Source organism: Pseudomonas sp. GW823-FHT02E01, from assembly GCF_058797535.1.
In genome coordinates, this window is sequence record NZ_JBXAJS010000001.1 from 402676 (window position 1) to 427820 (window position 25145).

A 25145-nucleotide genomic window follows, 5' to 3' on the forward strand; every position below is an offset into this window, starting at 1 on the left:
GAAAGCACCGCCGTCCACTGTGGGAGCGAGCTTGCTCGCGATGGCGGTGGATCAGTCGACATTGACGCTGCCTGACACTCCGCCATCGCGAGCAAGCTCGCTCCCACATTGGATTTCCACATTGGATTGCAGATTGTGGTCAGACCCGCACATTACGCCCCGGCAGCGAAGTACGCTGGCTGCTTTCCCAGCCCTCGACCAGCCCCACCGGCACATCCGCCGATGGCAACATCTGCACGCCACGCACCAGGTCGGATGCCCGTTCGGCGAGCATGATGGTCGGCGCATTGAGGTTGCCGTTCGGCTCGGTCGGGAACACCGACGAATCGATCACCCGCAGACCGGCGATGCCACGCACGCGCAACTCGGAATCGACCACCGCCATGTCGTCCTCGCCCATGCGGCACGAACCGCACGGATGGTAGGTGCTTTCCAGGTTGTCACGCACGAAGGCGTCGAGGTCTTCATCGCTGGTCACTTGCGCCCCCGGGGCGATTTCGCCGTCGCGGAAGCGGTCCATGGCTTTCTGGCCGATGATCTCGCGGGTCAGGCGAATGCAGCGGCGGAAACCTTCACGGTCCTCTTCCCGCTCCAGATAGTTGAAGCGGATTTCCGGATGCTCGTACGGATCGGCCGAGCGCACGCGCACATAACCACGGCTTTTCGGTTTGTTCGGCCCGGTCAGCACCATGAAGCCGTGGCCCTTGATCGGTTTGTTGCCGTCGTAGCGCATCGCCGCCGGCAAAAAGTGGAACTGGATGTCCGGCCAGCGCAGGCCCTTCTCGGAGCGAATGAAACCACCGGCCTCGAAATGGTTGGTGGCGCCCAGGCCGTCCTTGAACAGCAGCCAGCGCAGACCGATCATCAGCTTGCTCAGCGGATCCATCTTGCTGTTGAGGGTCACCGGCTCCTTGCAACCGAACTGGATGTACACCTCGGCGTGATCCTGCAGGTTCTCCCCTACCCCCGGCAGGTCATGGCGCACGCCGATCCCGGCCTTGCGCAGGACGTCCGCCGGGCCGATGCCCGAGCGTTGCAGCAGGTGCGGCGAACCGATCGGCCCGGACGAGATCAGCACTTCGCGGTTGCAATACACCTGGTGGGTCTGGCCGCCGTGGTCATACATGACCCCCACCGCACGCTTGCCTTCGAGGATGACCTGGCGCGTCATCGCATGGGTGATCACCGTCAGGTTCGGACGGCCCATGGCCGGGCGCAGATAGGCGTTGGCCGTGGAGCAGCGCACGCCATTCTTCACAGTCATGTGCATGGCGCCGAAACCTTCCTGCATGTAGCCGTTGCAGTCTTCGGTCTTGATGTAGCCCGCTTCCGCGCCGGCTTCGACCCAGGCACCGTACAGCGGGTTTTTCATATGGTTGCCGTTGGTGGTGTGCAGCGGCCCGGTTTGCCCGCGATAGCTATCACCACCCGACTCGTAGCTCTCGGCGCGCTTGAAGTACGGCAGGCAGTTGCGATAGCCCCAGCCTTCGGCACCCAGGGATTCCCACTCGTCAAAGTCCAGTGCATGGCCACGGATGTACACAAGACCATTGATCGACGAAGAGCCGCCCAGCACCTTGCCCCGCGGGCAGTGAATGCGCCGGCCGTTGAGGTGGGTCTCCGGCTCGGTTTCGTAACGCCAGTTGTACTTCTTGGTGTTCATCGGGATCGAGAATGCGCTCGGCATCTGGATCACTACGCTCTTGTCACTGCCGCCGAATTCCAGGACCAGCACCGAGGTGGCCGGGTCTTCGCTCAGGCGGTTGGCCAACACACAACCTGCCGAGCCTGCGCCAATGATGATGTAGTCGTATTTTTGCGTAGCCATTTTTTGCGTGGTCATGACTATCTCCCGACCGTTGATTCAGTGAATACCGGCATAGGCTGCTGTTTGTGGGTCAGCGTGTCGCCGGTGGTGTATTGCGGGGAGTTTTTCTCAATCTGCTGGATCACCGCTTCTTCGCGCTTGAGGTCGAGCGAGCGGCTCAGCCAGTAGTACGCCAGGCCCGATACGATCAGCCCGACCAGCCAGGCGATGTCGATGCTGCCCAGCGCCTTGGCGAGCGGACCGACATACACCTCGCGCTGTTCAACGCCGTCGAAGATGTAGAAGAACGGGATCATCGAGATAAAACCGATGGCATAGGCGGCGATACCGCGCAGCCCCCAGCTGCCGTAAATGTTGCCGTGGGGCATGAAGAAGTGCGGGATGGCGTAGCGGCCCTTGCGCACGAAGAAGTAGTCGGTGAGGTTGACCGAGGTCCAGGGCACCAGGAAGTACAGCATCACCACCAGGTAGATCCCCAGTACCGACAGGCCTTTGCCGGAACTCTGGATGCTCAGGGCCACGCCCAGTTGCAGCAGGATCACGAAGCCGATGGCCAGGATGCGTGCCTTGCGGGTTGGCTCGATGTGCTTGATCGAGTCGACGCAGGTCAGCGTGGTCAGCTTGGCGCTGTAGATGTTCATCGCGATCACCGGCAGGAACGCCAGGATGGTGACGACCACCACCGCCGTGCCCACCAGCGGCGACACGGTGTTGCCGACTTGCCCGAGGGCCACCAGCACGTCAGTGGAGTGCAGGTGATCGGCCAGCCAGCCACCCACGGAAATCATCCACGCACCGGACAGCGACGCCCCAAGGAACACCACGGCGATCAGCTTGCCGCTGGAAGTATTCTTCGGCAGGTAGCGCGAGTAGTCCGACACATAAGGCGCATAGGCGATGTTGTAGCTGGCGGCCGCCGCAAACTGCGCGATGAAACCGGTCCAGTTGAAACCCAGCGGCTCCCGGGCCACTTCGCCCGCCGCCAGCGCCGGCATTACCGCGTCCGGCACCCAACCCATCAACACCGCCACGGTGACAAGGCCATACAGCGGCAGCGACAGGAACAACGCCCATTTGAAGCTGCGGTGCATCCAGTCATGGCCGAGAATCGCCAGCACCGCCGCCGGTATGGTCACCGCCACCGCGATCACCGCGGGGTTGAACCCGAATAGTGTGTGCAGCCCCTGCATCATCAGCACCAGGTTGACGATGTTGAAGCCGGCGAACACGAACAGCGTCGCCAGCAGCACCAGGATCACCCCGCGATAACCGAACTGCGCGCGGGACTGGATCATCTGCGGCAGGCCAAGGTGCGGGCCTTGCGAGCCGTGAAACGCCATGAACAGCGTGCCGAACATGATGCCCAGCGTGCCGGCGAGCGTGGTCCAGAGCGCGGTCAGGCCGACGCTTGGGCCAACGAAGCCGATGGTCATGGTGAAGAAGGTGAAATTGCCGAGAAACCAGAACGGGCCCTGGCTCGACAGTTTGTCGGTGCGCTCGTTCTCGGGGATGAAGTCGATCGAATGCCCCTCGACGACGGATTTTTCATCGAGGCTGGACACGCTCGGGGCGGACTTGGCGTTAGTGTTCATGATGGACTCTTATTGTTGGAAGATCATGACGAGATAACCGCGTTCTTTCGGGTGAACGACGCCCGGGAGCTTCCTTGCCGTTCCCGTTTTTTCAAAGGCGCCGATGGCGCAGATGGTGAATAACCTTGTAGGAGCGAGCCTGCTCGCGATGGTCGTCAACGATAACGCTGGCAACCTGACACCCCGTGTTGTCCTTGGGTTCATCGCGAGCAAGCTCGCTCCTACAAATGACGATCGTCAGCTCGGCAGCGTGATCCACACCGCCTTGGTTTCGAGCAGGTAGTCGAGCTGCTCGGCGCCCAGGTCCTTGCCGAATCCGGACTGCTTGTAGCCACCGAACGGCATCGACGGGTCGAGGGTGCCGTGGGCGTTGACGTAGACCGAACCGGCCTTGAGGCGCGGGATCAGGCTGTGCACTTTCCCGAGGTCGTTGGAATACAGTGCGGCAGCCAGGCCGTAAGGCGAGTCGTTGGCCAGGGCCAGTGCCTGCTCTTCATCGTCGAACGGTGCGGTGACCAGCACCGGACCGAAGATTTCTTCCTGGACAATGCGCATGTCATTACGGCAGTGGGCGAAAATGGTCGGCTCGACGAAGAAGCCAGGGCCATCGACCGGTTGACCGCCGTAGACCAGTTCGGCGCCTTCGGCCTTGCCGGTTTCGATGTACTCGGTCACGCGCTGCTTTTGCAGGGCCGAGACCAGCGGGCCGATGAAGCAGTCCGGGTCCAGGCCCGGGGCCATTTTCAGGGTGCGCGTGTAGGCGATCAGCTCACGCAGGAATTCGTCGTAGACACTGCTATGAATATAGGCCCGTGTACCGGCGTCGCATACCTGCCCGGAGTTGAAAAACACGCCGTTGGCGACTGCTTGGGCGGCGGCCGGGATGTCGGCGTCGGCACAGACGATGACCGGTGATTTACCACCGAGTTCGAGCGTCAGCCGCTTCATGTCATCCAGCGCTGCGCGGCCGACAGTCTGGCCGACCGGGGTCGATCCGGTGAAGGTCAGTTTGTCGATGCCGGGATGGGTGGCCATGGCCGCGCCGACCACGCTGCCGCGCCCGGTGACGATGTTGATCACGCCGTCAGGGATGCCCGCTTCCTGCACCAGTTCAGCGAAGCGCAGGGCCGACAACGAAGTCAGTTCGGCGGGCTTGACCACCACAGTGCAACCGGTCGCCAGCGCCGCGCCGAGCTTCCAGGCCATGGTTTGCAGCGGGAAATTCCACGGCACGATGGCGCCGACCACACCTACCGCTTCCTTGCGGGTATAGGCCAGGTAGTTGCCCGGCAGCGAAGGTTCGACAGTACGGCCGTGCAGCTTGGTGGCCCAGCCGGCGAAGTAGCGCAGGGTATCCACGGTGCCCTGGATGTCCACGTCCTTGGCGAAGGCAACCGATTTGCCCATGTCGATGGATTCGATTTGCGCCAGTTCATCAGCGTTCTGCTCGATCAGGTCGGCCAGGCGCTGCATCATGCGCTCGCGTTCCGCCGGTTTGGCCTGGCGCCAGGCGCCGCCGTCGAACTGGGCGCGGGCGGCTTGCACGGCACGGTCCAGGTCATCGGTGGTGCCCATGGGAATGCGGGTGATCAGGCCTTCGGTCGAGGGTTCGATCACATCGGAAGTCTGGCCGTCGCTGGCCTCGACCCAGGCGCCGCCGATGAACATTTTCTGGACCTTGCCAAGGAAGGTCTGGGTGGCTTCGCTGACGCCGAATTTTTGCAGGTAACTTTTGACGATCGTGTCCATTTTTGTTCTCTCTGCCCGGCAGTCAGAGCCTGCCGGGTCACTGGTTTCGATGATCAGGCTGATGCGGTTTCGCTTTCGGCGGCCGCCCGCACCTTGCCTCGTTCGTGGAAGATGAAACCGATGCTGTTGAGCAGCAGTTGTGCGGCCAGGATCGAGGTCATGCCGGTCGGGTCGTAGACCGGTGCCACTTCCACCAGGTCCATGCCGACGATGTTGCCCTTGCTGCGCTTGGCCAGGGCCTGGATGATTTCCAGCACTTCGTAGTAGAGGAAGCCGCCGTGGCTCGGGGTGCCGGTACCAGGGGCGATGGACGGGTCGAAACCGTCGATGTCGATGGTGATGTAGTAGTTGATGTTCTGCGGGATCAGCGCCAGCACGCCTTCGACGCCGAGGCGACGCACATCGCGCACCGAGAGGATTTTCGAGCCGGCTTCGTGGGCCGCTTCGTAGTCATCACGGTTGGACGACGACACGTTGCGAATGCCCATTTGGGTCATGCCGACAATGTGGTTCATTTCCGAGGCGCGGCGTAGCGGGTTGCCGTGGCCATAGCGAACACCGTGGCGCTCGTCGACGAAATCCAGGTGCGCATCGAAGTGAATGATGTGGATCGGGCCACGGCCCTCGAAGGCCTTGATCACTGGTGCGTGCACCGAATGGTCGCCGCCGAGAACAACCGGCATGACACCAGCGTCGAGGATCTTGCGCACGGCGTACTCGGTGTTCTTGTTGCTGGTAGCCATATCGGTGTGGACGATGTCGGCATCACCGACGTCAACCATGCGCACGTCCGATGCGGTGAGGTACATCACGTCATCTTCATGATCGTAGGCGCCGGCGTGGCCGAAGGAAAACAGCGTCGATGCTTCGCGAATCCCGCGTGGTCCGAAGCGTGCGCCGGAGCGCCACTGGGTGCCCATGTCGTTGGGCACGCCAAGCACCGCGACGTCGGCATCCAGTGCATCCCAATCGGTGCACACCGGGGATTTGCCAAAGGTGCAATGACCCACGAATGGCAGGTTCAGGCGACCGGATTCATAACCGTTGTTCGACATTTCTAGCCTCTCCACTTCTTGTTATCGGCTTGACGGACTGCAAGGCGACCGCCGTTGGAAAGACTATGGGCGCAGGTTTTCGTGGAAAAAATGCTAAACATCAGATACTCATATCGGCATTCCCGATGCATCCACATGCCGGAGGTCCAAGATGATCCAGCTGCACGACGTCGACCTGAAACTGCTCAGGGTGTTTGCCACGATTGTGCGCTGCGGTGGCTTCTCGGCCGCGCAGGCGGCGTTGAATGCCGGGCAGTCGACCATCAGCGAACAGATGACCCACCTGGAAACCCGTCTTGGGGTGAAACTCTGCCAGCGTGGGCGCAGCGGCTTTCGCCTGACCGAACAAGGGGTGGCGATTCATGAAGCCACCCAGCGCCTGCTGTCGGCGGTGGAAAACTTCTGCATGGACGCCGACGTGCTCAAGCAGCACATCAGCGGCAAGCTCAACCTGGGGATCATCGACACCACGATTACCGACCCCGACTCGCCGATTCCGCGCACCACCCAGCGCTTCGTCTCCCGCGGGCATGACGTGCACCTGAACGTGTACGTCGGCACCCCGGCGGAACTCGAAGAACGGGTGCTCGACGGTCGCCTGCACCTGGCCATCGGGCACTTCCCGATCCATGTGCCGGGCCTGCTGCAATCACCGCTGTACCAGGAAGCCCTGGGCTTGTATTGCGGGCGGCGTCACCCGTTGTACGGCAGCCAGGCCGAGGGCGCCGAGCTGCTCGAAGAGGTCGGCGCGGGGCGCATCGTCGTGCGCGGCTACATGCAGCAATACGACCTGGAACACCTGGGTATCACCAAAGCGGCGGCCACCGTGGACAACATCGAGGCGTCGGCCATCCTGATCATCTCCGGCGCTTATGTGGGTTTCCTGCCGGAGCACTTCGCCAGCCAGTGGGTGAAAAGCGGCGAGATGCACCAACTGGCACCCGCAAGCCTGCGCCTGAAATCGCCGTTCGACGTGATCACCCGTCGCGGCACGGCACCGCCACCGATCCTCCAGGCGTTCCTCGAGGACCTGGCCGCCAGCACCCGTAAAACCGGCAAGCCGTGAGGTGACACTCGCCAAATTCAAATTTTGCCGGGCATACTGATTCGGTTCGCCAACCTTGCAGGCCCGTCATGCGCATCCACGTCACCTTCATCGACCGCGTCGGAATCACCCAGGAAGTGCTGGCCCTGCTCGGTGGACGCAGTTTCAATCTGGACGCCGTCGAGATGGTGCCGCCGAACGTCTACATCGACGCCCCGACCCTCGGCGCCGACGTGCTCGAAGAACTGCGGGAGGCGCTTTTCGGTGTGCGCGGCGTGCAAGCGGTGACCATGGTCGACATCCTTCCGGGGCAACGCCGGCGCCTGCAACTGGACGCGTTGCTGGCAGCCAGTTCAGACCCGGTGCTGGCGGTGGATGACCGGGGTCATGTGCTGCTGGCCAACCCGGCGCTGATCGCCCTGTGCGGGCGCGAACCGGCCGGTGAATCGCTGACCGCGCTGTTCGACGATGTCGATTTGCAACGCACCTTGATCGCTCACCATTTCCGCCTGCCGATGCACGAGGTCAGCCTCGGTGGCCAGACCTTGCTCCTGGACGCGATGCCGATCACCGACGCCGGCGCCCTGCTCACCTTGTATCAACCCAATCGCATCGGCGAACGCCTGTCGGCGCTGCACCATGACCATGCCGAAGGCTTCGATGCACTGCTGGGCGAATCACCGCCGATCCGCGCGCTCAAGGCGCGTGCCCAACGAGTGGCGGCCCTTGATGCGCCGCTGTTGATCCAGGGCGAAACCGGCACCGGCAAGGAACTGGTGGCCCGCGCCTGCCACGCCATCAGCCCACGGCACGACGCGCCTTTTCTGGCCCTGAACTGCGCGGCACTGCCGGAGAGCCTGGCCGAGAGCGAGCTGTTCGGCTACGCTCCCGGCGCCTTCACCGGCGCGCAACGGGGCGGCAAGCTCGGCCTGCTGGAACTGGCCGACCAGGGCACGGTGTTCCTCGATGAAGTCGGGGAAATGTCGCCGTACCTGCAAGCCAAGTTGCTGCGTTTTTTGAGCGATGGCTGCTTCCGTCGGGTCGGTGGCGATAAAGAGGTCCGGGTCAATGTGCGGGTGCTCAGCGCGACCCACCGCGACCTGGAAAAAATGGTCGCCGAAGGGCGTTTTCGCGAAGACCTGTTCTACCGCCTCAACGTGCTCAACCTGCAAGTGCCGCCACTGCGCGAGCGCGGTCACGACATCCTGCTGATGGCCAATCACTTCATGCAACAGGCCTGTGCGCAGATCCAGCGACCGGCGTGTCGTTTGGCACCGAGCACCTTCAGCGCCCTGCTCGGCAACCGCTGGCCGGGCAATGTGCGGCAATTGCAGAACGTGATCTTCCGTGCAGCGGCGATTTGCGAAAATCCGCTGGTGGACATCGACGATCTGGACATCGCCCGCACGGCGGTAGAGCGGCAAAATGACGGCGAAGTCGGCAGCCTGGAAGAGGCTGTGGGTGACTTTGAAAAGAATCTGCTGGAACAGCTTTATCGCAGCTACCCGTCCAGCCGGTTGCTCGCTGCACGATTGCAGACGTCCCATAGCGCCATTGCCATTCGCCTGCGCAAGTACGGCATTCCCGCCAAGCCCTGAGTGATCTGTCGGAACACATTGTCACCGACAACACATTCCCCTGTGGGAGCGAGCTTGCTCGCGATGAGGCCGTGTCAGTCGATATCAATTTTGCCTGTCACACCGCAATCGCGAGCAAGCTCGCTCCCACAGGGGATCAGTGGTGTTGCTGAATTCTTCGTCTGTAAATCGATACAGCGTAGCGAAATCAAGACAATCCCTTCCACGCCTGCAATCACGGCGCTTGCCCCCAAGGCCATACCTGCTTGTATTGAATTCAATACGAGCGAGATGTCACAAACTCCGCACAAACGACTCAACCTATTGATTTAAAACAAATAAAAAACATTGGCACCACCCTTGCTATCACTCCTCCAACCCCGCTCGTCGCCCCGCCACGAGCCTTAAAACAATAAGGAGTTGAGATGAGCGAATTGCGTTTTACCGTCGATCACGAATGGCTGCGCCTTGAGAGCAATGGCCTGGTCACCGTCGGCATCACGGCGTTTGCCCAGCAGGCGCTGGGGGATGTGGTATTCGTTCAGGTGCCTGAGCTGGGCGCCTTCGATGCAGGCGCTGAAGTGTCGGTGCTGGAATCGGTGAAAGCCGCCAGCAGTATCGGCATGCCGCTGGACGGTGAAGTGGTCGAGATCAACGCGACACTGGAGAACACCCCGGAACTGGTCAACGAAGACCCATTGGGCGAAGGCTGGTTCTTTCGCTTCAAACCGGTCGATGTCCAGGCGTTGAGCGATCTACTGGATCAAGACGCCTATGAACGCTTGACCGCAGAACACGCCGACGCTTGAAGCCCCCTACGCATTTCCCGAATCCGAAAAAGGACCACACCATGTTCAGCAAGCACGACCAGATCAAAGGCTATGACGACGAACTGCTGGCGGCGATGAACGCCGAGGATGCGCGGCAGGAACACCACATCGAACTGATCGCCTCGGAGAACTACACCAGCCAGCGGGTGATGCAAGCCCAGGGCAGCGGCCTGACCAACAAGTACGCCGAAGGCTACCCGGGCAAGCGCTATTACGGCGGTTGCGAGCACGTCGATGTGGTCGAGCAATTGGCCATCGACCGCGCCAGGCAGCTGTTCGGCGCCGATTATGCCAACGTCCAGCCGCACTCCGGCAGCCAGGCCAACGCGGCGGTTTATCTGGCCCTGCTGCAAGCCGGCGACACCGTGCTCGGCATGAGCCTGGCCCACGGCGGTCACCTGACCCACGGCGCCAAGGTGAGTTTTTCCGGCAAGCTGTACAACGCCGTGCAATACGGCATCGACACCACCACGGGCCTGATCGATTACGACGAAGTCGAGCGCCTGGCTGTCGAGCACAAGCCGAAGATGATCATCGCCGGGTTCTCGGCCTATTCGAAGACCCTGGACTTCCCGCGCTTCCGTCAGATCGCGGACAAGGTCGGCGCGTACTTCTTCGTCGACATGGCCCACGTCGCCGGCCTGGTGGCGACCGGTCTGTACCCCAATCCCCTGCCCTACGCCGACGTGGTCACCACCACCACCCACAAGACCCTGCGCGGCCCCCGTGGCGGTCTGATTCTGGCCAAGGCCAATCCGGAACTGGAGAAGAAGCTCAACGCCGCGGTGTTCCCAGGTGGTCAGGGTGGCCCGCTGATGCACGTGATCGCCGCCAAGGCCGTGTGTTTCAAGGAAGCGCTCGAGCCCGGCTTCAAGACCTATCAGGCGCAAGTGATCCGCAACGCCCAGGCCATGGCGCAGGTGTTTATCGAGCGTGGTTATGACGTGGTGTCCGGCGGCACCGACAACCATCTGTTCCTGGTCAGCCTGATCCGCCAGGGCCTGACCGGCAAGGACGCCGACGCCGCCCTCGGTCGCGCCGGCATCACCGTGAACAAGAACGCCGTGCCCAACGATCCGCAATCGCCATTCGTGACCTCCGGCCTGCGCATCGGTACCCCGGCAATCACCAGCCGTGGCTTCAAGGAGGCGCAGAGCATTGCCTTGGCTGGCTGGATCTGCGACATCCTCGATCACCTGGGCGATGCCGATATCGAGGCCAATGTCGCACGGCAGGCTGCCGCCCTGTGTGCCGACTTCCCGGTCTATCGCGACTGATCACACCACACAAAAACCCTGTGGGAAAAACCCTGTGGGAGCGAGCTTGCTCGCGATGAGGCCAATGCATTCAGCATTGATGTTGAATGAAAGTCCGCCATCGCGAGCAAGCTCGCTCCCACAGGTTCCGTGCCCTGCCTGATTAGCTGTCTGCACAAGGAAAAACCATGACTGTCATTGCTGAAGCGGCGCAAAAAGGTCCAGCCAAAGTGGAGGTCGGCACCAAACTGCGCGGTGCGCAAAAGGTTGCGCGGATTCCGGTGAAGATCATTCCCACGGATGAATTCCCGCGCAAACCCGACTGGATTCGCGTGCGCATGCCGATCTCTCCCGAGGTCGACCGCATCAAGCAACTGTTGCGCAAACACAAGCTGCACAGCGTCTGCGAAGAGGCGTCCTGCCCGAACCTGGGCGAGTGCTTCTCCGGTGGCACGGCGACCTTCATGATCATGGGCGACATCTGCACCCGTCGCTGTCCGTTCTGCGATGTCGGCCATGGCCGGCCCAAGCCGCTGGACGCCAACGAGCCGATGAACCTCGCCGTGGCCATCGCCGAGCTGCGCCTGAAGTACGTGGTGATCACCTCGGTGGACCGCGACGATTTGCGCGACGGCGGCGCCCAACACTTTGTCGATTGCCTGCGCGAGATCCGCAAGCTGTCGCCCGGCATTCAACTGGAAACCCTGGTGCCGGATTATCGCGGACGCATGGACGTGGCCCTGGCGATCACCGCCAATGAGCCGCCGGATGTGTTCAACCACAACCTGGAAACGGTACCGCGCCTGTACAAGGCCGCGCGGCCGGGGTCGGACTTCGAGTGGTCGCTGGACCTGCTGCAGAAATTCAAGCAGATGATGCCGCACATTCCGACCAAGTCCGGCCTGATGCTGGGTCTGGGCGAGACCGACGAAGAAGTCATCGAAGTCATGAAGCGCATGCGCGAGCACGACATCGACATGCTGACCCTCGGCCAGTACCTGCAACCGTCCCGCAGCCACTTGCCGGTCCAGCGCTTCGTGCACCCGGACACCTTTGCCTGGTTCGCCGAAGAAGGCACGCGCATGGGCTTCAAGAACGTAGCGTCCGGGCCGCTGGTGCGTTCGTCCTATCACGCCGATCAACAACTTCATGGAGGTACGGACGGTTTCAAGCCATGATGGAATGACCGGTCATGCATGGAGCCGTTCCCGATGTCGCGTTCACCCTGTCTGATGTTGCTGTGCCTGAGCCTTGCCACGCCGTGCATGGCCGACGAGTCGAAACCCGGGCACATGGTGTATGTGCGCAGCGTCGACCCGGGCATCGCGCAGGACATCCGCTACGCCAGCGCGCACAACTTCACCGGGCACCCGCTCGACGGCTACCAGGCGGCGGAGTGCCTGCTGTCGCAGGACGCGGCGAAGGCGTTAGCCCGAGTGCAAAACTCACTGAAAGCCGAAGGCTACGGCTTGAAGGTATTCGACTGCTATCGCCCGACCCGCGCGGTGGCGGACATGGGACGCTTCGCCAGCGAACCCGGCGACCCGCTCAAGACCGAGTTCTATCCACGGGTCGACAAGCAGGACTTCTGGCGCCTGGGTTATGTGGCCCGGGTGTCCAATCACTCCCGAGGCAACACCGTCGACCTGACCCTGACCGGCCCCGACGCCCTGCCCGCCGACACCTGGACACCTTCGGCGATACCGGCGGATTGCACCGCCCCCTACGGCGAGCGCTGGCACGACGGCGCGCTCGACATGGGCACCGGTTTCGATTGCTTCGATGAGCGGGCGCACACCGACTCGGCGCTGATCAACGCCACGGCCAAGGCCAATCGCCAGCGGCTGACCAGTGCCATGGCCAAGGAAGGCTTTGTGGGTTATTCGGCCGAGTGGTGGCACTTCACGTACAGCGGGAATCCGCCGAAGCCGGACGTCATGAACTTCCCCATCACGCCGCTCGCACCATGAACATTCTCTTCAAGACCCTGTTGGTGGCGTTTTTTCCGCTGGCCGCCATGGCCCAGGGACTCGACGGCAGTGACCAACTGATCGTGGTCACCAGTAAAGGCTGGGATGACATCCAGGGTACTGCCCAGCGCTATGAACGGCACGGGCAGACCTTGCAGAAATTCGAAGCGCCCTTTGCAGTGGTGCTCGGCAAGAATGGCATGGGCTGGGGCAAGGGCCAACTCAACCCCGGGCGACCTGAAGGGCCGATCAAAAAGGAAGGCGACGGCAAGGCGCCGGCCGGGATGTTCAGCCTGGGCACGGCGTTTGGCTACGAGCCTTCGGCCAATACCCGCCTGCCCTACCTGGCGCTGACAGCGACCATCGAATGCGTGGACGACAGCCAGTCGGCTCGCTACAACGAGCTGGTCGACAGCTCGGTCATTGCAAGAGACTGGAACAGTTCCGAACGCATGCGCCGCAGCGATGACTTGTATCGCCAGGGCATTTTCATCCGGCACAACACCCTGGCCACTCCCGCTGCCGGATCATGCATTTTCTTCCACATCTGGCGCGGCCCCACGGCGCCGACCCGTGGCTGTACGGCCATGGACCCGGCGGATATCGCGCGGTTGTTCAACTGGCTGGACCCGGGAAAATCCCCGATGCTGGTGCAACTGCCCGAAGCGCAGTACGAACAGTTGCGCCAGCGCTGGGAACTTCCCGAACGCGAGTAAACGCTGAACCCTGTGGCGAGGGGGCTTGTCGGAACGCCGCATCGCCCCGTTGGGGCACGAAGTGCACCCAAAAAAGGGACTGCTACGCAGTCCAACGGGGGCAAGCCCCCTCGCCACAAAAGCCCCCTCGCCACAAATGCGGGATTTAACCCCGCTCAACCACCACGCCACTCATCGACGGCTTGGCCAGCGCGTAATAAATCACACCCGGCACCAGCAGCCCGACGATCCAGGAGATGTCCACGCCGCCCAGTTGCGCAACCATCGGCCCGGAGTAGAAATGGGTGTCGACAAAGGGCAACTGGATCAACACGCCGATCACGTACACGCTGATCCCCAGCACGTTCCAGCGACCGTAGCGACCGTTCGGGTCGGACAACGCAGGAATGTCGTAACGTTCCTTGTTGATGAAGTAGTAATCCACCAGGTTGATCGCACTCCACGGGGTGAAGAACGTCAGCAAAAACAGGATGAAGTACTTGAACGAGTTGAGGAACGAGTACTGCCCCAGCAATGCCAGCGCGGTGGATGCCGCGACAATCAGCAGCACAAACAGCATGCGCTGGCGGGCGGTGATTTCCAGGCGACGGCGAAAGCCACTGATGATGGTGGCGATGCACATGAAACTGCCATAGGCGTTGAGGGTGGACACCGTGACTTTGCCGAACACAATGCTCAGGTACAGCAAGGACGCGATCACACCGCTACTGCCCAGGCCGACAACGGTCGCCACTTCGTGCCCACGGAAATTCGCCCCGGCCAGTGCGGCGGCGAACACCCCCAGCACCATCGAAGTCTGGGCCCCCAGCACGGTGCCGAGGCCCACGGCGGCGAAGGTTTTCCACGACGAAGTCTTGCTCGGCAGGTAACGTGAGTAGTCCGCCACGTAGGGGCCGAAGGCGATCTGCCAGGATGCCGAGAGCGAAACCGCCAGCAGGAAGGTGCTCCAGCCAAAATGACGATTGTCGAGCAGCAAGCCGATGTCGTTGAGGGTCATCAACCGGGTGAACAGGTAGGCGAACGCGATGATCCCCAGCACGCTGGCCACCCGCCCGACCAGGTGAATCACCCGATAACCGAAGATCGTCAGGAACGCGATGCACGCGGCGAAAATCAGGATGCCGGCGCTGTCGCTGACGCTGATCAATTGCGCAATCGCCTGCCCCGACAGCACCGCGCCGGTGGCGCTGAAACCGAGGTACATCAGGCACACCAGCACAATCGGGATTGCCGCGCCATACACCCCGAACTGCACTCGGCTGGAGATCATTTGCGGCAGTCCGAGCTTCGGACCTTGCGCCGCGTGCAGCGCCACTACGGCACCACCCAGCACCTGCCCAATCAGCAAGCCGATCAGTGACCAGAACACATCGCCGCCCAGCACCACGGCGAGAGCGCCGGTGACGATGGCGGTGATCTGCAGGTTGGCGCCGAGCCACAAGGTGAACTGGCTATAGAGGCTGCCGTGACGCTCAGCCTCGGGAATGAAATCGATCGAGCGAGTCTCGATCAGCGGACTTCGTTGCGCACTCATGACGATGTTTCCTTTGAGGAACTGTTTTTGTTGTCAGGGATGGAAGTTAGAACGTCTTGGTTGCACTGGCTACAACCGTTGCAGAGCAGAGGTCGTCATACCCGTACCAACTGGCGCACTCGCTTTTCGACAAGTCCGTGTCGATATAGCTCAGGCCCCAGGTGACACCGACGAAGTCGCGGGTCAGCTTGGCTTCCCACTCGTAGTAAGACTCACGGCTATCGCCATTGGCGGACCAGAACGCGGGGTCATTTACATCGTTGCGCCCAAAGCGCAGGTCCAGGCCGACTTCGGCCGGCAAATCGATTTTGTAGCCCAGGTAGGTGTAAAGAGTGTCCTGGTCCTCGCCGAAGAAGTTCGGCGTGTCCTTGGAGTAATAGGCACCCAGCTTCACGCCGTACAGGTCGAGGACGGCGTAGACCTCGCTGAGGTTGAAGTCGGAATTCTTCGGGTAGTCGTACTTGATGTAGCCCAGATCCAGGCTGATTGCGTCGGTCGCCTGCCAGTAATAACCGGCGTAGTACTCAAGCTCCTGGCGGGTATCGAATCCGCCGCCGAAATCCACGTTGGAGGTCCAGGCTCCGATGTACAGGCCGCTGCTGTGCAACAGCGTTGCGCCGCCCTGTACTGCCGGATCGCCCAGGGTTTGCGAGATGCCCCGGGTGCGGTAATCGCTGACCACGCCCAGGGTCATGTCCAGGCTGAAATCATCGTTGAGGGTCAGGGCCTGGCTGCTCAGGGGGATCAATGCCAGTGTCGCGAGGGTCAATGCTGAAAGTGCGTTCATACAATTCTCTTGTTGTTATGGCGTACGGGAATTTCAGGCATGGCGATGCCAGGCCCCTCGCGCTACGAGGGGCTGGCGGTTTTTGCGTGTGCTGGGTGTACGCAGGTCAGGACGCGGGGGCGTAGACCTGCTTGCCGGCGAAGAAGGTGTTCAGGACTTTGGTTTCGAACAGGTCGTCATCGCTGACTTTGAACACGTCGCGGTCGAGGATGATCAGGTCGGCCTGCTTGCCCGGTGCCAGCGAACCGATCTGCTGATCCAGGCGTAGGGTTTTCGCCGCGTTGATGGTGTAGGCGTAGAACATGGTCTGGCGGTCGATGCTTTCCTTGGCATTGAGTACGCCCAACGGACCCTTGCGCGTGCTGGCCTGGGCAATGGCGTTGAACGGATTGGCGCTCGACACCGGCCAGTCACTGCCACCGGCAATCGTCGCGCCGGCGTTATGCAAGGACCGCGCGGGATACTGGTAACCGTAGGCAAAGGCGCTGATGTAAGGTTTGACCAGTTCGACGGTGTAGGACTCGCCGGTGGCCCACAGCAGTTGCATCGAGGCAATCACGCCCAGTTGCTTGAAGCGCGCAAACTCCTTGGGGTTGACCAGTTGCAGGTGCGCGATGCTGTGGGGCACGGGTGTCGGGCTGAGCTTGCGCGCATACGCCACGCCATTGAGCGCTTCACGCACCGCGCGGTCGCCGACGGCATGCATGTGCACGATCCAGCCGCGTTTTTCCGCTGCCACCACCAGTTCGCCAAAGTGCGCCGGGTCGGTCAGCAGCTGACCGTCCTTGTTGCTGTTCTTGTACGGCACGACGACCGCCGCTGTTTGCCCCGGGAATTCGAGAATGCCGTCGACAAACACCTTGACGCCGGGGAACGTCAGGTTAGGCACGCCCTCGAACTGTTTCATTACCGTGGCGATCACCTCCAGGTCGGCAGGTTTGCTCTTCGGATTGGTGACCATCAGCGCGGCGACGTGGGCACTGAGTTCGCCGTTCTGCGCCAGTTCCTTGTACAGCGGCAGCACGCCGACACTTTCGGCGGTGGCATGGAAATCGAACAGCGAATCTTCACTGCCGCCGTTTGCCGCTGCGTCCATCCAGGCGGTGACGCCGTATTGATTGTTGACCCTCACCGCCTCTTTCGCGGCTTTAAGCATGGTCTCGGGGCTTGGCGCAGGAATGCCGTTGCGCACCACGTCCCAACGGGATTCGGCAAAGTAGCCGTTAGGGGTGAAGTCCGCTTCATGGCCGATGTAACCGCGTTCCTTTTCCGGCAGGCTCTTGACCAGCGCCGTGTCGATGTCCAGGCGCTTGAGCATCGCGTTGTTGGCCCAACCGGTGTGCCCGTCGATGCCACTGAAGACAATCGGTTGGTCCGCCCAGCGTCCCTGGTTGAACACCTTGCCCAGTTCACGGCTTTTCTCCCAGTAAGCCGAACTGACCCCGGCCACGCTGATCACATCACCGGCGCGTGCGCGTCCGGCCTTGTCTTCTTCGATCAACCATTGCTCCAGTTCCGGTAAGGGTTTGACCTCGTCCAGCAGGTTGGCTTTCATGCTGTCGAAAGCGCCCACCACCGGGTGGCTGTGGGTGTCGATCATGCCCGGCATCAACACTTTGCCCGCCAAGTCGATGCGCTGGGTCTTGGCATCGGCCAGGGCATTGATTTCGGCATCGCTGCCCACTTTCAGAATCTTGCCGTCTTGCACCGCAACAGCCTGCACCAGCGCCTGGCCGGGTTCGGCAGTAAAGACCTTGCCGTTGAACAACACCAGGTCAGCGGCGGCCATCGCCTGCACCGACGACAAGGCCAGCGCGGCGGCCAACAGGTTTGGAATAAATCGCATCGGAACGCTCTCTAGTTTTTATTGGACGGATCGAGAAGTGACAACTTGGGAAACAACCTGTGGCGCCAGTCCCAGGAACGGCACCTTGGCCCACACGACCTTGCCGCCGACCAGCGTCAGCAGCACGTCATTACGGCCCAGCTCCTCCTCGGGCACCTGCATGAAGTTCTTGTCGAGCACGATCAGGTCAGCGAACTTGCCGACTTCGACCGAGCCCAGCACCGCGTCCAGCTTCAGCTGTTCGGCGGAGCTGAGGGTGATGCTGCGCAGCACCTCGGCTCGCGACAGCGCCGGATCGGCGTTGAGTCGCCCGGCATACTTGGGCCCATAGCTGTGCGGATTGGTCGGGTCGCCGGAACGGGTGACACCGACTTTCAGCGCCAGGAACTCATCGAGGGGATCGACTGGCCAATCGCTGCCGAACGCCACGCGACCGCCGGCATGGGCGATGCTGCCCGAGGGTTCCATGCGCGCAAATCGCGCGGCGCCAAGGTGATCGCTGGTGCCGTCGACCGTGGACGGTGCCTGCTGTGCCCACTGGAACGACATGGTGGCCGTGACGTCCAGTGCCTTGAAGCGTGCGTAGTCGGCAGGGTCGACTGACTCGGCGTGAGCGATGGCCGGGCGGAAGTCTTGACCGGGCAGTTCCTTGCGCACGTAGGCGACGCTGTCCAGTGCATCGCGCACCGCACGCTCGCCGGTGGCGTGCAGGTGCGGATCGAGACCGGCCTTGACCGCTTGCAGCACCAGTGGATTGAGCACCTGCGGCGGGAAGTACAGCTCGCCCAGGTTCTTGCCCGGCGTCCACTGCGGCGCCTTGTCGGTGCCGCTGTTGTGCAGGTACGGGGTCAACATGGCGCCGGTGTCCGCCGGGGCATTGATGATGCCGTCCAAGAACAGTTTGACGTGGCGCATGCTCACGCCCGGCGCGACCTTCGCGTCGCCCTGGTCGTAGGTGCTGGCCAGGGCCTTGGCCTCGGCGATGGTTTTCACCGGGTCGGCGGCCGCGGCGGCCGGGTCCAGCTTGATCGCCAGCAAGGCCCGGGCGGTCAGTTCGCCGGACTTTTGCAGACTGGTGAAGGCCTTGCCGTTTTCCGGCCCCGCCAGCGCATCGAAGAAACTGGTGATGCCTTGCTGGCGCATGGCGTCGAGGGCCGCTCGCATCTGATTGAGTTTTTCCGCGTCGGTCGCCGGCGGCACCACGGCGGCCAACGATTCGGCGGCGCCGTCTTCACAAATACCGTTCGGGTTGCCGGCGCTGTCGCGTCGGTATTTGCCGTCCTCGGGGTCGGCGGTGTTCTTGTTGATCCCGGCCAGTTCCAGGCCGCGGGAGTTGGTCAGCACGGTGTGGAAATCGGTGGAGCGCACCTGGATCGGACGCTGGGTCTTGAGCGCGTCCAGGGTCGATTTGTCGGCGTCGCCGTCGAGCCCGGTCATGCCCATGCGGTCCCAGCTGCCTACTTCCAGCCAGACGTCCGGGCCCTTGTCCTTTTCGGCATCGAGGCAGGCCTGGATGCTTGCCTGAAACTGCGCGCGGGTCATGGTCTGGTATTTCAGGTCGCACAAGGTCATGGCTCGACCGCCATCCCCGGGGTGCATGTGTGCATCGACGAAGCCCGGCATCAGCATGCGTCCGGCCAGGTCGATCAGTTGTGTTTGCTTGCCGATGTAGCCGTCGACCCCGGCATCGCTGCCGACATAGACGATCTTGCCACCTGAAATGGCGATGGCCTGCTGCACGGAATTCTGGCCATCGACGGTGTAGACGTAGCCATTGCGCAGGACCGTGTCGGCGGGCGTCGCGCCCAATGCCATGCAGGAAAACGCCGTTGTCGACGCAACGGCGATGAACAACCTGGAAAGTTTCAAATGCCTCACCCCTGTTCTTATTGTTTTGAAGCGGCCCGAAGCGACTGCGCCAGCCCTTGTATAGACAAGGCCTACCCTATAGGGCGCAGCGTTCGAATGGACCTCTGCAAATGAGGAGGGGTCAGGCAAATAATTGAAACGGCGGGGATCAGTCCCGGCGCACGGACTCCGTCAGCGCGCCCGGCGAACGCAGGACGGAGCCCAGTTCCACCTTGCTTTTCACACCGAGTTGCAAGTAGCAATTGCGCAGGTAGGTGCGCACGGTCGACGGGCTCAAGGCGAGCATTCTGGCGATTTCCTTGTAGGAGTGGCCCGCGGCGAACAGCATCGCCGCCGTGCGCTCCCGAGGTGCCAGGCCGTCCCCGCCCGAGGGTGCTTCCAGGGACAGGATGACGTGTTCGGCGTTGGGGCTCAGGGTCAGGGCGCAGCGGCCCAGACGGATCACGCAGGGGGCTTTGGACAATTGCGCGATCACCTCCGGTGGCAGCGTGGAACCGCTCCAGCCGGGCAGTTCGCGCTGGATGGCGACGCACAGCCTGGCCCCCACATAGAGCAGACTGCCGTCCATGCGTGCGACGCCAAAATCACTCGCGCCGTTTTCGCTGTCGAAGCGAATCATGTCCTGCACCTGAAACCGCCACAGCTGGAACAGGTGATCGCAGAACGCCAAAAACAGCTCGGCTTCGTTCTCCTCGAACGCCTGTTCATCCTGCCCCCGGTAGAGGCAGACGAAAAACATCAGGCCGCTTTCGGGCAATTCGTAGGTGATGCTCATCAAGTGATAGAGGTCGAAGCGCCGGGCGAAATCATTGACCGCCTCGCAAGGGTCGTTGAAACCCGTGTCGCACACCACCTCACCGGGACGATTGAGCGTGGCGTAGGAGAACTGATCGTTGGCCGCCACCGGATGCCATTCGGCGGCAAAGGATTCAGGAAGATTGATGCTGCCATGCATCCAGCTTTGCATGGGCACCTCAGGACCTGGTGCAGACATTTCGCCCCACCAGGCAGATGCGAAGGGCACCAGCTGACCGAATGCCTGCAGGCCATCGGCGATGAATCGCGACGCCCCGCTCTCCCGCGCCAGCCGGCCCAGGTGCAATACGCAATGATTGAACGCCTTGAGCGTGACCATCGTTGCGTCGCCCTCGACTTTATTTCCCTCCCCCATCATTGCGTTCCCGTTCACTGCATGGCCTTTGGTTTCGACGATGCCATAGGCCCGTGACGAGCGTCCAGCACGCAATGACATCATCGGTTACAAAGTGCTGTGCAACCCGTACAGCTGTGGCCTGCGGTCCTGATGCAGGTCATTGCGGGCGCTGATGCGTTTGTTGCGCGCCTCGGCGAGGTTCAGCGTGGCCAGCAACATCTGCTCGCCACCCTGCTCCGCCGGCCCGGCCAACGGGTAGCCGTCGGCATCGACGATGACCGAGCCCTGGACCCAAGCGACTCCACGCTCATGGCCATAGCGATCGCAGGCGGCGATGAACATGCGGTTGACCGAGGCATTGGCCTGCACCCGCAGCACTTCGGCCGGGCGCTCGGTTTGCGGCCGCGGACCGTCGGGCCAATTGACCGGCGCGCACAACAGTTCGGCCCCGGCCAGCGCCGCAAGACGCACCCACTCGGGGAACTCCAGGTCGTAGCAAATCAGCATACCGAGCCGTCCAAGCAGCGTTTCGACCACCGGCGGTGGCGCATCGCCGGCCGTGAAGATGTCCTTCTCGGCATCCCACAGATGCGCCTTGCGGTACACCGCGCGCAGGCCGTTGGCGTCGATCATCGCCGCGCTGTTGGCCAATTCATCAGCGGGCAGGCGCTCGCAGAAGCCGCCGACGATCACCAGGTTCAACTCACGGGCCAGGGCCTGCCACAGTTGCAAGGTCGGACCATCAACGGTTTCCGCCAGGCCCAGCGCCTCAAAGCGGTCGGCAAACAGATAGCCGCTCTGCACCAGTTCGGGCAGCACGACGACTTGCGCGCCCTGAAAGGCTGCCTGGCGAATCGCGCGTTCGGTGAGCGTGCGGTTGTAGGCCAGGTCGCCTATTTTCGGTGCCAGTTGGCAGCAGGCGACCACTGTGTTTTTAGCGTTGTTCAACGCACTGTCTCCGCAGATGAATGGGTCATGGCGACGATGTCGCTTTCGCTCAGCGCGTCGATCACCCGGCGTTCGGCGGCCAGATCAATCGAGCGACTGAGCAGGTAGTAGGTCAGCCCCGACACCACAAGCCCCACCAGCCAGGCGATGTCCACGCCTTCAAGCATCCGCGCCAACGGACCAACGAACACTTCCTTGTTGGCCGCTGCGTTGAAGATGTAGAAGAACGGCACCATCGCGGCGAAGCCGATCAGGTACGAAACGATGCCGCGAAATTGCCAGGCGCCGTAGATGCCTTTTGGCGTGAAGAAATGCGGGATCGCATAACGGCCCTTGCGCACGAAGAAGTAGTCCACCAGGTTGACGGCGGTCCACGGCACGAGGAAGTACAGCAGCAACACCAGGAAGGTGTTCAGCAGAGCGATGCCGTCACCTTTGATCGACAGCACGCAGGTCAACAGGATGACGCTGATCACACTGATCGACAGCACACGGGCGCGGGGTGTCGGGGTGATTTTTTTGATCGAGTCGACGCCGGTCAGCAGCGTCAGCATGGCGCTGTAGGTGTTGAGCGCGATGATCGGCAGGAAGCCCGCCACCGAAACGATCACCAGCAGATTGCCCAGCCCTGGAATCATCGACGAGCCGACCTGATTCAACGCCACCAGCGCATCCGCCGCTTTCAATTGCTGCGCCAGCCAGGCACCGAGGCCGATCATCCAGCTGCCCGACAACGAGGCGCCGATGAACACCGCCGCAATCAGTTTCGTCCGGCTGGTGTTTTTCGGCAGGTAACGGGAATAGTCGGACACGTAGGGTGCATAGGAAATGTTGTAGCTGGCACCGATGGCGAACAACGTGGCGAAGGCCACCCAGTTGAAGCCCAGGTTGGTTGCCGGGGTGACGCCTTCGGAACCTGCGCCGAACATCAGGGCGATGGTCACCAGTGCGTACAGCGGCAAGGTCGCCAGCAAGGCCCACTTGAAGGCCTTGTGCATCAGGTCGTGGCCGTAGATCGACAACAGTGCGCCGATCAGCACCACGGCCACGGCGACGATGGTCGGGTCGATGCCGAACACATGTTCAAGGCCGTTCATGATCAGCGAGATGTTCACCACGTTGAAACCCACGAACACAAACATCGTCGCCATCAACGCCAGGATCACCCCGCGATAACCGAACTGCGCACGGGACTGGATCATCTGCGGCAGGCCCATTTCCGGGCCCTGGGAGCCGTGGAACGCCATGAAAATGGTGCCGAACATGATGCCCAGGGCACCGGCGAGCATGGTCCACAGCGCCGACAAGCCGAGACTCGGGCCAACAAAGCCGATGGAGATGGTGAAGAAGTGGAAATTGCCGAGGAACCAGAATGGGCCCTGGCTGCTGAGTTTGGCGTGACGTTCGTTTTCCGGAATGTAATCGATGGAGTGGCCTTCGATGGCCAACCCGCCGCCCGCCTCGGTGGCGTGCGCAGACACTGGGGAACCTGACATACGATTGTTCCTATGCTGTTGTTTGTTGTTTTTGTGGGTACAGCGCTCGCTACGACGTCCAGATCAGGTGAAACTCCGGAAAAAGCTGACGATGACGCTGGTTTCACGGCAATGTAGGGCGTGAGTTCTGGCAGTAAAATATCGCAGGCACACTGTTCACATAGATCAGCACCTATGTAAGCGAGAATCGGGAGCCCCCATGCTGGGAACTGTAACGGAGCTGGATCTGCGTCTGATCCGGGTATTTCTGACCGTCGTCGAAGCGGGCGGCATCTCGGCGGCACAAACCGCTCTCAACACCACGCAACCCACGATCAGCGCGCAACTGGCAACGCTGGAAGCGCGGGTCGGTTTCCGCCTGTGCGAGCGTGGGCGCGGCGGGTTTTCCGTGACGCCCAAAGGTACTCAATTCATCGAGGCGGCCCGACGCCTGCTGGCGGCTGCCGAGGGTTTCCGGGTGGAAGTGCAACACATCAACCGCAAAGTCTCGGGCAGCATCAACATCGGTTTGCTAGGGCAAATCGACCCGGTGGCGAACAGGAAAATCGGCCAGGCCATTGCCCGTTTGCGGGCGCGGCACGAGGGGCTGTACTTCCACTTCACCGAGCTGTCGTCGTCGCTGCTGGAAGAAAAAATCATCAATGGCCATATCGACCTGGCCATCGGTTACTTCTGGCACCGCTTGCCCAGCATCGATTATTTCCCGCTGTTCCCGGAAACCCAGATTGCCTACTGCGCGCCATCGCATCCACTGTTCGACCAGGTTGGCGCGCTGACCCGGGAAGATGTCAGCGGGTTTGACTGGGTCTGGCCGAGCCATCCGTTGCCGGAAATGCCGGCCCCCACCTCCATCGAACGCCTGACCGTGCTCACCGACAGCATGGACGGCGCGGCCCTGCTGATTCTGTCTGGCCAGCACCTGGGGTTTCTGCCGCAGCACTACGCGACCCGGCATGAACAGCTGGGGCAGTTGCACCCGCTGAACCCGGATCTGCTGCGCTATGAGGTAAGTTTTCATGCGGCGGTGCGGCATTCGGCGCGGCAGCGGGACCTGGTGAGTGCGTTCCTGAACGAGCTGATCGAGATTTTCGGAGCGGTGTAGGTCCTGTGGGAGCGGTGGGTCAGTCAACCCGATGCTGGCTGTAATGACGCCATCGCGAGCAAGCTCGCTCCCACAGGGGGTGGTGGGTGTACGCAACATCTGCCAGCAACCGAAATCACTGTGGGAGCGAGCTTGCTCGCGATAGCGGAGGTTCAGCCGACATCAATGCTGGCTGTAATGACGTCATCGCGAGCAAGCTCGCTCCCACAGGGGAAATGCGGTGGTTTCAGAAGTGGATATCCTTGGCCGGAACCACGTCGATCCGCGCCACGGAACCGGTCAGGTGCGCCAGGTCCTTGTTGTGCTCGGAAATGATGTCTTCGGCGGTCAGGTTGCCGTTGTCGACGGTGGAATGTGCGTCTGCCGCCAACACCACGTCGTAGCCCAGCTTCAGGGCCTGGCGCACGGTGGCGTTGACGCAATAGTCGGTCTGCAGGCCGCAGATGACCAAGCGTTCGAAGTCCTGTACCGGCACCAACTGTTGCAGGTTGGTCTGATAAAACGAATCCCCGGTGGTCTTGCGCACGCGGTGGTCCTTTGGCGAGGTTTGCAGCCCTTCCGCCAGTTGCCAACCGGCAGCGTCATGCGCCAGCGGACTGCCCGCTTCTTCATGCTGGATCAGCACCACCGGAACGCCGGCCTTGCGCGCCCGGGCAGACAGGTCATTGATAGTGTTGATGACCCGTCCAATCTCGAAGCACTCGTACTCCCCGGAACACAAAGCCTGTTGGACGTCGATGATTAACAACGCAGTGGTCATGATTTCCTTCCTTGATATGTCGAGGGGTCAGG

General features: G+C 61.9%; 20 protein-coding genes. 8 read left to right on the forward strand and 12 right to left on the reverse strand.

All coding sequences use genetic code 11. The features are described from left to right. Positions 1–139 precede the first annotated feature (139 nt). The 4 genes from betA to speB all read right to left on the reverse strand — a co-directional run bounded on the left by betA (position 140) and on the right by speB (position 6224). A complete protein-coding gene (betA, locus tag AC1RDQ_RS01865; protein ID WP_090457955.1) occupies positions 140–1828 on the reverse strand; it encodes a choline dehydrogenase in 1689 nt (562 codons plus the stop codon). Between the two features lie 17 nt (positions 1829–1845). Continuing rightward, complete coding sequence (locus AC1RDQ_RS01870) at positions 1846–3420, reverse strand: purine-cytosine permease family protein (protein ID WP_492586083.1); 1575 nt, start codon at positions 3418–3420, stop codon at positions 1846–1848. Positions 3421–3657: 237 nt separating this feature from the next. Further along, complete coding sequence (locus tag AC1RDQ_RS01875) at positions 3658–5169, reverse strand: aldehyde dehydrogenase family protein (RefSeq protein ID WP_492586085.1); 1512 nt, start codon at positions 5167–5169, stop codon at positions 3658–3660. Positions 5170–5222: 53 nt separating this feature from the next. Further along, on the reverse strand, positions 5223–6224 hold the full coding sequence (gene speB / locus AC1RDQ_RS01880; RefSeq protein ID WP_057714206.1) for an agmatinase: 1002 nt from the start codon (positions 6222–6224) through the stop codon (positions 5223–5225). Between the two features lie 151 nt (positions 6225–6375). Between speB and AC1RDQ_RS01885 the strand changes: the two genes are divergently transcribed. The 7 genes from AC1RDQ_RS01885 to AC1RDQ_RS01915 all read left to right on the forward strand — a co-directional run bounded on the left by AC1RDQ_RS01885 (position 6376) and on the right by AC1RDQ_RS01915 (position 13618). Next, positions 6376–7290: a LysR family transcriptional regulator gene (locus AC1RDQ_RS01885; RefSeq protein WP_492586087.1), complete on the forward strand. Its 915-nt coding sequence runs from the start codon at positions 6376–6378 to the stop codon at positions 7288–7290. A gap of 68 nt (positions 7291–7358) precedes the next feature. Continuing rightward, positions 7359–8867 (forward strand): transcriptional regulator GcsR, encoded by a 1509-nt coding sequence (gene gcsR, locus AC1RDQ_RS01890; RefSeq protein WP_492586089.1) that lies wholly within the window; start codon positions 7359–7361, stop codon positions 8865–8867. Between the two features lie 404 nt (positions 8868–9271). Continuing rightward, positions 9272–9655 (forward strand): glycine cleavage system protein GcvH, encoded by a 384-nt coding sequence (gene gcvH / locus AC1RDQ_RS01895; protein ID WP_057714203.1) that lies wholly within the window; start codon positions 9272–9274, stop codon positions 9653–9655. A gap of 41 nt (positions 9656–9696) precedes the next feature. Then, positions 9697–10953 (forward strand): serine hydroxymethyltransferase, encoded by a 1257-nt coding sequence (glyA, locus tag AC1RDQ_RS01900; RefSeq protein WP_407515604.1) that lies wholly within the window; start codon positions 9697–9699, stop codon positions 10951–10953. Positions 10954–11120: 167 nt separating this feature from the next. Next, positions 11121–12110 carry a lipoyl synthase gene (lipA, locus tag AC1RDQ_RS01905; protein ID WP_492586091.1) on the forward strand — a complete coding sequence of 330 codons (990 nt, stop codon included), beginning with the start codon at positions 11121–11123 and terminating at the stop codon, positions 12108–12110. Between the two features lie 33 nt (positions 12111–12143). Continuing rightward, entirely contained in the window at positions 12144–12902 is a 759-nt protein-coding gene (locus tag AC1RDQ_RS01910; protein WP_492586093.1) for a M15 family metallopeptidase, read from the forward strand. Further along, the gene (locus tag AC1RDQ_RS01915; protein ID WP_154861330.1) at positions 12899–13618 is read left to right on the forward strand and encodes a L,D-transpeptidase family protein; all 720 of its coding nucleotides are present in this window, start codon (positions 12899–12901) and stop codon (positions 13616–13618) included. Before AC1RDQ_RS01910 ends, AC1RDQ_RS01915 begins: the two co-directional genes overlap by 4 nt. Positions 13619–13763: 145 nt before the next feature. On the opposite strand, the gene AC1RDQ_RS01920 is transcribed toward AC1RDQ_RS01915, so the two are convergent. The 7 genes from AC1RDQ_RS01920 to AC1RDQ_RS01950 form a co-directional block, all read right to left on the reverse strand. Beyond that, entirely contained in the window at positions 13764–15152 is a 1389-nt protein-coding gene (locus AC1RDQ_RS01920) for a purine-cytosine permease family protein (RefSeq protein WP_492586095.1), read from the reverse strand. Positions 15153–15198: 46 nt separating this feature from the next. Then, positions 15199–15939: a TorF family putative porin gene (locus tag AC1RDQ_RS01925; protein WP_150814730.1), complete on the reverse strand. Its 741-nt coding sequence runs from the start codon at positions 15937–15939 to the stop codon at positions 15199–15201. Positions 15940–16045: 106 nt separating this feature from the next. Next, entirely contained in the window at positions 16046–17785 is a 1740-nt protein-coding gene (locus tag AC1RDQ_RS01930; protein WP_492586097.1) for an amidohydrolase, read from the reverse strand. Positions 17786–17803: 18 nt separating this feature from the next. Continuing rightward, positions 17804–19600, reverse strand: a complete 1797-nt coding sequence (locus AC1RDQ_RS01935; protein ID WP_492586394.1) for an amidohydrolase — start codon at positions 19598–19600, stop codon at positions 17804–17806. Between the two features lie 202 nt (positions 19601–19802). Continuing rightward, complete coding sequence (locus tag AC1RDQ_RS01940; RefSeq protein ID WP_492586098.1) at positions 19803–20825, reverse strand: helix-turn-helix transcriptional regulator; 1023 nt, start codon at positions 20823–20825, stop codon at positions 19803–19805. Between the two features lie 87 nt (positions 20826–20912). After that, entirely contained in the window at positions 20913–21755 is an 843-nt protein-coding gene (locus AC1RDQ_RS01945) for a nitrilase-related carbon-nitrogen hydrolase (protein ID WP_492586100.1), read from the reverse strand. Beyond that, positions 21752–23251, reverse strand: a complete 1500-nt coding sequence (locus AC1RDQ_RS01950) for a purine-cytosine permease family protein (RefSeq protein WP_492586102.1) — start codon at positions 23249–23251, stop codon at positions 21752–21754. The genes AC1RDQ_RS01945 and AC1RDQ_RS01950 overlap by 4 nt, the downstream gene beginning before the upstream one ends. Positions 23252–23450: 199 nt before the next feature. On the opposite strand from AC1RDQ_RS01950, the gene AC1RDQ_RS01955 reads away from it, so the two are divergent. Further along, complete coding sequence (locus AC1RDQ_RS01955; RefSeq protein ID WP_057714192.1) at positions 23451–24353, forward strand: LysR family transcriptional regulator; 903 nt, start codon at positions 23451–23453, stop codon at positions 24351–24353. A 226-nt stretch (positions 24354–24579) separates the two neighbouring features. On the opposite strand, the gene AC1RDQ_RS01960 is transcribed toward AC1RDQ_RS01955, so the two are convergent. Then, positions 24580–25113 (reverse strand): cysteine hydrolase family protein, encoded by a 534-nt coding sequence (locus AC1RDQ_RS01960; RefSeq protein WP_057714191.1) that lies wholly within the window; start codon positions 25111–25113, stop codon positions 24580–24582. Between the last annotated feature and the right edge of the window lie 32 nt (positions 25114–25145).